12 protein-coding genes and 2 riboswitches are annotated in these 11,346 nt (G+C 40.3%); of the genes, 2 read left to right on the top strand and 10 right to left on the bottom strand.

From position 1 onward, the window contains the following. Nucleotides 1–303 precede the first annotated feature (303 nt). The 4 genes from ilvE to metX form a co-directional block, all read right to left on the bottom strand. Nucleotides 304–1,209 (bottom strand): branched-chain-amino-acid transaminase, encoded by a 906-nt coding sequence (gene ilvE / locus ABFG93_RS15595; RefSeq protein ID WP_347548941.1) that lies wholly within the window; start codon nt 1,207–1,209, stop codon nt 304–306. A gap of 423 nt (nt 1,210–1,632) precedes the next feature. Continuing rightward, entirely contained in the window at nt 1,633–2,838 is a 1,206-nt protein-coding gene (locus tag ABFG93_RS15590; RefSeq protein ID WP_347548940.1) for a homoserine dehydrogenase, read from the bottom strand. Nucleotides 2,839–3,078: 240 nt separating this feature from the next. Beyond that, nucleotides 3,079–3,190, bottom strand: a riboswitch (SAM riboswitch). Between the two features lie 22 nt (nt 3,191–3,212). Next, a complete protein-coding gene (locus ABFG93_RS15585; protein ID WP_347548939.1) occupies nt 3,213–4,511 on the bottom strand; it encodes an O-acetylhomoserine aminocarboxypropyltransferase/cysteine synthase family protein in 1,299 nt (432 codons plus the stop codon). 14 nt (nt 4,512–4,525) lie between these two features. Continuing rightward, complete coding sequence (gene metX, locus ABFG93_RS15580) at nt 4,526–5,602, bottom strand: homoserine O-acetyltransferase MetX (protein ID WP_347548938.1); 1,077 nt, start codon at nt 5,600–5,602, stop codon at nt 4,526–4,528. A gap of 123 nt (nt 5,603–5,725) precedes the next feature. Then, nucleotides 5,726–5,836: riboswitch (SAM riboswitch) on the bottom strand. Nucleotides 5,837–6,023: 187 nt separating this feature from the next. On the opposite strand from metX, the gene ABFG93_RS15575 reads away from it, so the two are divergent. Beyond that, the gene (locus ABFG93_RS15575) at nt 6,024–6,443 is read left to right on the top strand and encodes a TlpA disulfide reductase family protein (protein WP_347548937.1); all 420 of its coding nucleotides are present in this window, start codon (nt 6,024–6,026) and stop codon (nt 6,441–6,443) included. A 72-nt stretch (nt 6,444–6,515) separates the two neighbouring features. On the opposite strand, the gene ABFG93_RS15570 is transcribed toward ABFG93_RS15575, so the two are convergent. The 5 genes from ABFG93_RS15570 to ABFG93_RS15550 form a co-directional block, all read right to left on the bottom strand. Beyond that, nucleotides 6,516–7,838, bottom strand: coding sequence for an anti-sigma factor domain-containing protein (locus ABFG93_RS15570; protein ID WP_347548936.1), 1,323 nt, complete (start codon nt 7,836–7,838; stop codon nt 6,516–6,518). Between the two features lie 21 nt (nt 7,839–7,859). Then, nucleotides 7,860–8,615, bottom strand: a complete 756-nt coding sequence (gene sigI / locus ABFG93_RS15565; RefSeq protein WP_347548935.1) for an RNA polymerase sigma-I factor — start codon at nt 8,613–8,615, stop codon at nt 7,860–7,862. Between the two features lie 343 nt (nt 8,616–8,958). Beyond that, nucleotides 8,959–9,267: a thioredoxin family protein gene (locus ABFG93_RS15560; RefSeq protein ID WP_347548933.1), complete on the bottom strand. Its 309-nt coding sequence runs from the start codon at nt 9,265–9,267 to the stop codon at nt 8,959–8,961. 69 nt (nt 9,268–9,336) lie between these two features. Further along, a complete protein-coding gene (locus tag ABFG93_RS15555) occupies nt 9,337–9,666 on the bottom strand; it encodes a toprim domain-containing protein (protein ID WP_347548932.1) in 330 nt (109 codons plus the stop codon). 118 nt (nt 9,667–9,784) lie between these two features. Continuing rightward, on the bottom strand, nt 9,785–10,309 hold the full coding sequence (locus tag ABFG93_RS15550; RefSeq protein ID WP_347548931.1) for a TraR/DksA C4-type zinc finger protein: 525 nt from the start codon (nt 10,307–10,309) through the stop codon (nt 9,785–9,787). 139 nt (nt 10,310–10,448) lie between these two features. On the opposite strand from ABFG93_RS15550, the gene ABFG93_RS15545 reads away from it, so the two are divergent. Then, entirely contained in the window at nt 10,449–10,952 is a 504-nt protein-coding gene (locus ABFG93_RS15545) for a peroxiredoxin family protein (protein WP_347548930.1), read from the top strand. Nucleotides 10,953–10,982: 30 nt separating this feature from the next. Here ABFG93_RS15545 and ABFG93_RS15540 read toward each other — a convergent pair whose 3' ends face one another. Beyond that, nucleotides 10,983–11,231 (bottom strand): YusG family protein, encoded by a 249-nt coding sequence (locus tag ABFG93_RS15540; RefSeq protein WP_347548929.1) that lies wholly within the window; start codon nt 11,229–11,231, stop codon nt 10,983–10,985. Between the last annotated feature and the right edge of the window lie 115 nt (nt 11,232–11,346).

Here is an 11,346-nt window from a genome sequence, read left to right as displayed (position 1 = left end):
AAAAAGCCTTCTCATCCCTACGCCGCAACTTACGGTCCATAGGGGCGAAAAGACTTCACGGTACCACCCTACTTTACGACAAGGATAAAAATTGTCGCCTCATGAGCAGCATATGCTGCTCTTTTAAATAACAAGTGTTTAAGAACACCTGGCTGATCCTAGCATGCTTATTTCAGATCAACACTCAGAGGGGATGTCGATGCAGGGGGTAATACCGGCTTCCACCATACCGGCTCTCTGGTCATTACCAATTCCTGCATCTTTTACCTCGTCATCGATTTTTCGTTATTTAATTCATCGTGCTTAACCTGCCTGCACATCACTTTTAGAAGGATACACACTAACACCATCTACCGTTACAATCTCACGAAACGCATTAAGCAACTGATTGGTTGTTTTACCTGGCTTCGCTTCGCCAATTTCACGTCCATCTACTTTGACGACTGCAATGACTTCTGCAGCTGTTCCCGTTAAGAACACTTCATCCGCAACATAAACATCATGTCTCGTAAACGTCTCTTCTCTCATGTCGTAACCTTTCTTCCTGGCAAGCTCCATAATGGCATTTCTCGTAATGCCTTCAAGTGCTCCAACGTAACCCGGTGGTGTCTTGATGACGTTACCTTTGACAATAAATATATTATCAGCCGACCCTTCAGCAACATATCCCTGGTCATTCAGCATCAGGGCTTCGCTTACGCCAGCTAAATTCGCTTCGATTTTAACAAGGATATTGTTCAGGTAGTTTAATGATTTAACCTTCGGACTCAACACATCCGAACGATTTCTCCGACTTGCTACCGTTACAATCTCAATCCCTGTTTCATATAAATGCTTAGGGAACAAGGCCAGTGATTCTGCAATAACAATCACTTGAGGTTCCTTACATGTGAATGGATCTAGACCGAGGTTACCGACTCCACGAGATACAACGATACGGATGTATGCATCCTGAAGGTTATTCTTCTTCAGTGTTTGCACAATAATATCAGTCATTTCCTCCATTGTGTGTGTGATTTTTAGCATAATTGAATGAGCTGAATCATATAGGCGTTGCAAATGATGTTCTAATCTGAATACATTACCGTCATACATGCGAATCCCTTCGAACACCCCATCGCCATAGAGGAAGCCATGATCATAAACTGATACTTTGGCATCTTCTTTCTTCACAAATTCTCCGTTAAGGTAGATCCATTGTTCACTCACCTTGTTCACTCCTTTCTGTTTGTTAGATAAACTTAGCTTATCGCCGGTTGAATAGCGAAAGCCTTAGTTTCCCTTATACTTTAATAAAGTTGAATTTTCTTAAAGTATTAAATAGACGCAGTAAAGCGTCAGCGTTTAAGTATAGGACCATCGTGTTTTTACCGGGCCCTAGTTTGTTTTGTAGAGTGATTTATTTGAATACTTTGTTTAATTGAGGATTATATTACGCCCGTTTCAGCAGAAGGTCAACACCCTAAATTAAAGTTTTTAGATAATTTAGATACATCAGTATAATTGAAACCGCTTACAAGACTGTCATGCGTGAGGTTTCATTACACACTATTTTTAATTGTAAATTTTATCATAGCGCTTTCAACAAGAACCTGAACGGCCCCCTTCATATCCTGGAGGGGGCCGTTCATACTATATGGCAACTAATTGAGATAGTAGACTCTTCGCAAATTGACCATGAATCGGGTAGAAATTCACCTGTGAAAACTTCCTCAAAAAGTCTTCCACTTCACTTCTCTTTCCACTCATATAATAAGCTCCTTGTTCGACCATAGGCAGAATGTTTTGGTGATCTGCTTCTGTAATGTCTCCTAGCAACAGCCATTCGTTATTTCTCTCATCCTCACCTTCTGCTTTAGAATAAAAGCGCGTTTCAGAGCTGTTCCTATAAAGGCTAAGAAAATCCTCTATCATCGCGCTAGCCGTCGGAAATGCCCCTGCCCCGGGGCCCTGGAGTGTAATTTCACCTGCAAGGTTACCCGTAAGCTGTAAGCAATTGTTGACACCTGTAACATGAAAAAATGGATGAGAAGGAGTAAGGGCAACAGGTTCAACTGAAATAATTGGTCCCTTAATATCTGGAACGATTGTTGCTGTATGCTTGATTCGTAGTCCGAGTGCTTCAGCTTTATTAATATCGGATGATGTGACTTCACTGATGCCTTTTCTTACGACATCATCCCAATCAGGTTGTTTCCCATAAACAAGATCAGAAAGAATGAGTATTTTGTAGAAGGCATCCCATCCCTCAATGTCGTTAGTAGGATCAGCCTCTGCATATCCGTATTCCTGAGCAAGCTTAAGTCCATGTTCAAATGAAATGTTCTTTTGCTGTACCTCTGTAAGAATAAAATTAGACGTACCATTTAAAATCCCACTAATTTGTTGAATCTGATTGCTTTTAAGACCTTCACGCAACGTACTTAAGATTGGGATGGATGCAGCCACTGCTGCCTCAAACCTTAATCCAACTTTTTGATTAGCAGCTAGATTTCTTAATTCATTTCCTTTGTGTGCCATCAACTCTTTGTTCGCTGTTACAATATGACAGCCCCTTTGGATACATTTTGAAAGATACGTACGAGCAGGCTCTACACCATTGATCGCTTCAAATACGACATCAAGATTCGGGAGCCCCAGAAGATCGTCAATGTTTGTCGTTAAGAGAACTTCGTCGTCTATTTCCCTTTTGACATTGCCGTCTTTAATCAAGACGCCCTCCACAATAACTTTTCTCTGAAGCAGGCTTTCTAACTGTTCCCTCTGTTCATGAATACTTTCATAAATTCCTTTACCAACAGTTCCAAATCCTATAAGTGCTATATGGATAGACTCCATCGCCGTCACCTCATTCTACTGATTTACTTTTGATTTTCCTTAAAATTTTGCCACTGACTATTGAACCTTCATTACTTATTACTTTACACCTGGAAAGGGGGCTTTGAGTTTCTGAGTTCACATGCGCTTCCCTTCACCGAATAGGAGGCGCCAGGATGACAGGTGGTCGTTTTCTCGATACTTTTAATTGCTGCCGCCATAAGAAAATGCCCTCTTCATTAAGAAGAGGGCATTAGCCTCCTCTTATCTGTCAGAATAGGTATTATTCTGCTGGAGTTAGCACCTTATTAAGCAGTCGCTTAATGGTTGCCGGGCTTCATCGGGCCAGTCCCTCTGCCTCTCTTGATAAGAGTCTATTATTTAGTTGGAGTCGCTTATACGCTTGCTTCAACTCGCGCTTTAGCAATCGCCTGCACAAGATCTTCGATGAGATCATCAATATGTTCGATTCCAACGGAAAGTCTAATTAAGTCATCACGAACACCTGATGCTGTTAATTCGTCTGCGCTCAACTGCTGGTGCGTTGTACTAGCTGGGTGAATAATTAAACTCTTTGCGTCGCCAACGTTCGCAACATGAGACCAGAGATTTACGGCATTGATAATGCCTGCTCCCGTTTCGCGTCCTCCTTTAATTCCGAAGACAACAACAGCTCCAGCTCCCTTTGGTAGATACTTCTTTACAAGCTGATTAGAAGGATGGTTCTCTTCTTCAGGATAGCTAACCCACTCCACTTCTGGATGGTCTTTTAAGAAAGAGACAATTTTACGCGTATTGGCCACATGTTCCTTCATTCGAACGTGGAGGGTTTCAACACCTAGAGCGATTTGGAAGGCATTAAATGGACTGAGTGCAGCACCCGTGTCTCGTAACAGTTGAACGCGTGCCTTTACAATATAGGCAGCTTCAGGAAGCGCCTCAGCAAACACGATACCATGATAGGTGTGGTCAGGTTCAGTGAACCCTGGAAACTTTGGAGAATTCCAGTCGAACTTACCAGCATCTACGATTATTCCACCCATCGTTGAACCATTTCCGCCAAGCCATTTGGTCGCAGAATGAACTACGATATCTGCCCCGTGTTCAATAGGTCTGCAAAGGTATGGTGTCGCAAAGGTATTATCAATAATTAGTGGGATCCCTGCTTCATGAGCGATTTCAGCGACCTTCTCAATATCCAATACATGAAGCCCAGGATTCCCGATCGTTTCAGCGAAAATGGCTTTCGTGTTTGGTGTAATGGCCTCTCTAAAGGATTCAGGATTTTCGGGATCTACGAAATTGGTTTTAATACCGTATTTAGGTAGTGTTGATGCAAAGAGATTGTATGTTCCGCCATATAACGTGGAAGCTGATACAATTTCATCCCCACTATTTGCAATATTCAATATCGCGGTTGTAATGGCAGCCATACCACTCGCGAGACCTAATGCTCCCACACCACCTTCAAGCTGGGCGATCCGTTCTTCAAGCGTACCGACTGTCGGATTACCAATGCGTGAATAGATAAACCCTTCTTCTTTCAAAGCAAATAGGTCTGCCGCATGGTCCGTATTGTTAAATCGGTAAGCATTTGATTGATAAATCGGTAGGGCTCTTGCGCCTGTTGCAGGATCAGCCTGTAAACCTCCATGAATGCCAATCGTTTCTAAATTATAACGTTTCTCTGCCATTTCACATCACTCCTTTAAATTTTCAAAGTCTCTTTTAACTGTTGTTTAATTAACGGTCCCCATTTATCGAATTCAACGAGAAATCCATCATGACCAAATTTTGTATCAACAATATAGAAGTGCGCCATACTTTCCAAACTAAACATTTTTTCTAACTCATGAGGTGGATAAATCAAATCTCCTTTAAAACTAATAGCAAGCACGTTTGGCTGAATAAGCTTAGCTGCTTTTGCTATGCTGTCTCTTCCTCTGCTTATATCGTGCATATCCATTGCTTTCAGTAAGTATAAGTAGCTATTCGCATCAAAACGACCAACTAGTTTATTCCCCTGGTAGTGAAGATACGACTCCACATCATAAGTGGTTTCTGTATGGCTCTCACCAGGATTCCCCTTCACTTTCCTACCGAACTTCTTTTGAAACATGTCATCTGTTCGATAAGAAATCATACCAATCATCCTTGCTGTAGCGAGTCCGGCAGCTGGCGGCTTTTCAAGATTATAATAGCCCTCTTTCCATTCCGGATCTTTTGTGATCGCAAATCTTGAAATCGAATTATACGCGATCCCATAGGCACTCAGGGAAGGTGTCACCGCGAGCGGTACAAGATGGTCCATACACTCCGGATAAAGAATGCCCCACTCCAGGACCTGCATGCCTCCGAGTGACCCACCAATTACAGCGTGCAAATGGTGAATACCTAATTGCTCTAGCGCTTGTTTCTGTGAATGAACCATATCCCTTACTGATATGAAAGGAAAGTCGGCCTGATAAGCTAATCCTGTTGTCGGATTTATGGAGCAGGGCCCTGTCGAACCATTACATCCTCCCAGCACGTTAAATGTGACGATCTGAAATTCTGACGTATCTACGTACTTGCCTTTGCCAATTAATCCTTTCCACCAGCCTGGTTCATCTTCACCTATTGTAAATTGATTTCCTGTTAGTGCATGGCATACAAGAATGACTGGTGCATCAGAAGGACCAACTCGCTCGTAAGCGAGTTCAACGTGAGGAAGCTCCTCACCGGATTCAAGTACAAATGACCCTATGGAAACGTGTGAATCCTCGTATCTTGTCTCTCTGTCCAAACCCCTACCACTCCTTTCAACGGCAATTGTCATTCACGTTATCGGTTTCAGTTCTCTTCATCTTTCTTAAAACTAAAAAAAGCCCCTCTGAAAGACAGAGAGGCTTGATTAATTAATCAGCTCCGCTTATCTTTCAGGATTTCTCCTGCAGGATTTGGCACCTTTTCAAACCATGAATGGTTTGACGGTTGCCGGGCTTCATAGGGCCAGTCCCTCCGCCTCTCTAGATAAGTAAGAATATTTCGTTTTCATTTAATTGTGTTTATTTTAGCAATGTGACGTATCAGTGTCAAACTTTTTCCGAATTTTGATTTATTTGAGAGTGAATTTTTTATTAAAAACAGTCTACGATACGAACCATTTGATTAGAACTAGAAATTTGATAAGGTGTTTACATGACAATTATGAGAGGAGAATAGCCTTGAAAGCTCCATGTTTTGAATTAAAGGAAATAAGAAGCGGTGATCCGGTCCGATTATCAGACTATACCGGTAAACCAGTGATGCTCACCTTCTGGACTTCATGGTGTCCTGACTGCATGCAGGACTTACCGATGAAAGAACAGTTCTATCAACACGCTGATCCAGATACTATTGGTTTCTTAACCATCAATGTAACCGGACGAGAGCGTTCATCTGACGCTGGTCAAGACTTCGCTAGTAAAAATAGCCTTCCTTTCCCCGTACTAGCAGATAATGGCCGTGAAACGTATGAAGCATATGGATGCGCAGGTGTCCCAACCACAGTATTAATAGATAAAAACCACAACATAACTCACGTTTTTAATGACCAATCTTCTTTCATGGATATTGTGAAAGCATTACCTGCCATTATGGAATAGTTTTAAAACGCTAAAAAGCCAGGGGAACCCCCTCTGGCTTTCTAGTCATAAAATATAAAATAATAGCATGAATCATTTTTTCTCTTTGTTTTCTTCCTCAGACTGATCTGAGTTTCCTTGCTTTACTCGTTTCTCATTCTTCTTCATATCTTTTTCTAATTCTCTTTTTTCTTTCAATTGAGCTTTTTTAAGTTGTTTTTCTTCCTTTTCGGCTTTCTTTTCTTCCCTTTCAGCTTCTTTCTCTTCTTTCTGGGCTTCTTTTTCAGCGTCTTTCTTTACTTTACTTTCAGTTTTTTTTTCGTTTTCTTTCATTTCTTGTTGCGCTTTTATAACTTCAGTATCAGTATCTCTATCTTCCTTGACGACTGCTTTGTCTGTTCCATCATCGTCTTTCTTGACCGGTTTCGTTGTTTCCTTATTAGGTTCTTGCTGCTGGTTACTCGATTCTTGCTCCTGTTCTTTCGAAGGAACGCTTTCCTTTGTCACTTCATTCAGTTGCCTATTCGAATCATCTAAAATGAGTTCTTCCTCGAAATCTTTTTCAGCAGGTTCCGCCTCATCATTTAATTGAACAACAGAGTCTTCCAATTCCGTTGATTTCTGGGTATTTTCTGATGGATTCGATTCTACGGCAACCAAGCTTTCTGATTGAAGTTCGTCCATTTTCTTAACAGAGAGATTCTGCACCTCCGCTAACGTTAATGTAGCGCCACGGTCTAGAGCTGCTAAATAGGATAAATATTTACCAGGTGAAAGGCCATTTTCAATCGCTGCTTGTCGCATACTATAATCCTCATCAAGAATACTAGTAATCGCTACTGATTTGTTGGTCAACACTTTATTTTGTTCGATGTCATGAATTACTGCCTCAAGAGCACTCTTGATTTTCTTGTAACGTTCTTCTTGCTCTACATCTGTCGCCACAATTAAAAGCTGGCTGCCATCTGCAAGGTAGCCGCCACTCTCCAGTTTAGACACCAGCAGTCCTGCGAACTCACCAAGTGGCATGTTCGTGGTGTCCCGATCTAAATGTAACCCTTCACCGTCTGAATTCAAAGCTTGATACTGTACAATTTCGAGATCAGAATTCACTCCAACCTCGATACTTGGATTGATATCAAAACTTACATAAGCTGCAACTGCATCGTTTTGAGTGACAGGAATGACTCCCGTTACGATCACGACAAATAATAGAATTGCTGCCATTCCGGCCAGAGTTGGCATAGTAGGGGGGAAGTAACCTTTTCTTTTCTTAACTGGTTTTGGTGTGAGTTTAATTTCAGAGCCAATTGTCAATGTATGATTTCGTTTGAGATCGATTGTCGTAAATTCCCCATCAGGTGTTAAAACAACAGCCTTTCTCCCACGAATGTCCATAATAACCCCTTGTTTCATCCCCTGGCCCCCTTAATTCAACTACTGTATATATGATTTCAGAGCATTGAATCCACCAAGATGAATTAACGCTACTGCTATTATATACTTTCGATTACGTTCGATAGTTTTTCGACTGCATGTAACAAGCGCCAGTAAATCTTTTATTGGGAGCTGCTTTTTTTCTAACAAATAGCTTGATAGGGCGTGATCATCCGCAATTAATTTTGCAATCATTTTAGCATTTTCTCTAGCATCGATGTGTTTTGGACAGTTTTTACTAAGGACTTTGAATGTAATCGTGAATTTGTTGAGCAGTTGTTCGTACTCTTCAATCTCATACATACGAACTTCACGTTGTTTATCCATTTCATAAACATCAAGAGCAGCCTTTTGCTCGGCAAAACTATCTTCCAAACGACCTTCCTCATCTAATTCTTCAGGTTCAAGGTAAATGTATTTGTTTTGTCGTGCTTCTTTCCGAATATAGTCTATTACTCTTCTTCTAATGACCATATCAGCGAATGTAAGAAAACGACTTCCCTGTCCTCTACGAAACTGATCCATAGCTTCATTAAAGGCTGATAGGCCGATACTGAACTCGTCCATTGTATGATTGATATACCGATTACAAACTTTTGAAGTGATTTTTTTAATAAATGGCTGATAATCTTCTAAAAGCTGGTTTCTAAGTGATTTATCGCCGTTCTGAATGCTATCAATTTTATCTTCTAATGTAACACTCTCTTTATTTGTATTGAAGTTCCCCATTCTAGTGCTGATTGAAATGGTTGTCATGTTATACACCTCTCATCTTGCAAGTCAATTTATCATTGATTGCTTTTCGGGTTGAATTCTTGGATGTCTTAAAGTTAAAGTTCTTCTTAATATAGGTATAAAAATGAAATGCGCCACCATTCAATACGGAATGGTGACTCTATACTCAGTTATACCATTCAATCAGCATCAACGAAAATACAATTTTATGACAATGTTACTGTTTCTTTACTGCCTGTTATATTAATTTATCATTATTAATATTGCTAAATTTTCAGCGAATTATTTTTTCTTAAAATCCCTATGTAGAGAGGTTCTCAGAAAATAAAAGTAAGGTTTAATTGGTCAACATTCATCAAATTTTTTAATACTCTTCCAAAAATTGATCTACTCGTATTACCGATTCAAAGGCAAAAAGGGTCCTGCCTATCTTGCCATTCTTAAATACGGTTAGTGCTGGAACGCTTTGTATCTTATGCATTTCAGCCATCCATGGGAAATGATTCAAATCGCACGTGTATATGTTATGAATCGTTCCCCTCGCTTCAGCTACAATGCGCAACATTCGTTCAGCTATTTTGCAGTTCTGACAAAACGGGGTATAAAAGAATAGAATCGATTGATCCTCATGGATCACGTCTTTTATCTCTTGATCTGATGTGAGTTGCCTCATATAAATGCTCCTATTCAAGTAAAGCCTTGAGGAAGATAGAAAGCTTCCCCAAGGCAATATAGCTAACTGCTAGACGGTCAAAACTTTGAATTTCGCAGCTCTTAATATGCGCGTTAAATAATTGAGCGGAGTTTCTGCCACTTCGCGATGTAACATTGTAATGTACAGGTGTTCTGCATGTGGAATTTCCTGCGTCAGCTGCCTCCTGAGCTTCTCACCAGCGTTATCTGCATCAACGAGCACATAAACATCCTTTTCTTCCAGCTCTTCACTCAATTCTTCGAGCCTTTCAAAACTGATCGTACCGTAAGTGCAAATAATACTAACAGGTTCATCTAACACTCTCATAATTTGCTCTTTATCTGTCTTTCCTTCTACAATAATAACTTTATCGTTCATGGCACAACGCTCCATTTCAAGCTGTCGTATCAACGCTTTTATTATAGCATATGGATGTGGAGGCAATTCGTTTCTGTGAATTTGGCTCTTTTAAATATCCTGAATTAAAGTAGCAGCGTTAGTCATCATTATCTTCAGAGTCTTCTTGAAGATAAGTCTCAGAGGTGGAATTGCCATGCTCCCTCTGAAGATCATCTGCTGTTCGAATTCGATCATCCACTCGATTGCCAGAGGTTTCGAAGCTTGCTTCATCATCCGGTCGACTGTTTTCTTTATTACTTTCCAGTTGATCCTGTGCCTCTTTCGTCCGTATTGCATATGGTATAGCTTCCAGACGCTCTTTATCAATTTCTTCTCCAGTATCAACACATACCCCATATGTTCCTTCTCGAATACGATCAAGGGCCATATTAATCAAACTTAATCGCTCCCTTGCAGCATCTTCTAATGTTATGTCCTTTTCACGTTGGTCTAATTCCGTCGCCATATCTGCAAAATGGTTATCATAGGATGTCAATTCGCCCGTTTCATCCGCCAAAGCTATATATTCATCATGCTTCGCTGCCCCACTATCTAGAAGATCTTTCTTTTGAGCAAGAAGCTGTTTTTTAAAGTGCTGTAATTCTTCCTTCGACAAAGCCATCTTTATTCCCTCCATTAGTCATTTTCTTTTCCATTCTCTATTTTCCCTTAACACTGTCTTCACTAAACCATGCAATTATGTTTTATTCTGGGAAAGTGGTGGAAATAATCAAATAAGAATACAGATTGGAGTGGTTAAAATGGCAAAGCTATCTCTTGGACATAACGTACCATCCTTTTCTCTTATTGATACGGAAGGTGAACTTTTTCAACTCGAACAACATATGAAAAATGACAAACGGTGGCACATGCTCATATTCTTCCGCGGTGAATGGTGTCCTGTGTGTAATGAACAGCTAGAGGAGTTGCAGCAGCATCTATCTGCCTTTCAAAAACTAGATGTTCATCCCATCGCTCTTGCTAAAGATGATCTCGAATCTCTTCGTAAGATGAAAGAAAAACACGGTCTTAAATTTCCGGTTTTAAGTGACAACGAAAATGTTGCAATTGATTCCTATGGTGTTATGATGCATCGAGATGACGATCCTTATGAAGATCATGGTGAACATGGGGAACCAGCTATTTTCCTCGTCGACGAAAATGGAAAGCTCATGGCGCAATATTTACAGTCCAGTCCCTTTGGAAGACCTTCAGCAGATGGGCTCGTGACTACGATTAAATACATTAGAAAAAACAAAGCATAGAAAAACCGGCCTAATAATTAGGCCGGTTTTTTAGCACCATCCAAGGTCACAATCCTCAACATATTTTCCATTTTTCTCCATAGCACGTTCGTAATGGAAAATTTTATCCTGATCAAATTCAAATCCTTCAGCTAACTCATACTGATTACCCTGATTGGAAAATAGAATACGGCCGATTTTTTCCTTGTTTAAATAAAGATTCATTGCGTTGTGGTCGAATTTACCGTATACCTTACTCGTTACATCAATTCTTTCCATAGGAAGTGATTGATCATTCATCAATGTCATCCCCTTTATATAGTGTCTTTCCTTAAACCCGTCATGAATTATTGATAAAATGACTCAAGCTGGATACAGAACCACTGTTTAGGGTTATCGATAAACGTATTTTTAT

Source organism: Pseudalkalibacillus hwajinpoensis, from assembly GCF_039851965.1.
Lineage (GTDB): Bacteria > Bacillota > Bacilli > Bacillales > Guptibacillaceae > Guptibacillus > Guptibacillus hwajinpoensis_E.
Note: the sequence above shows the minus strand (reverse complement) of the source record. Positions and strands in the feature narration are given on the sequence as shown.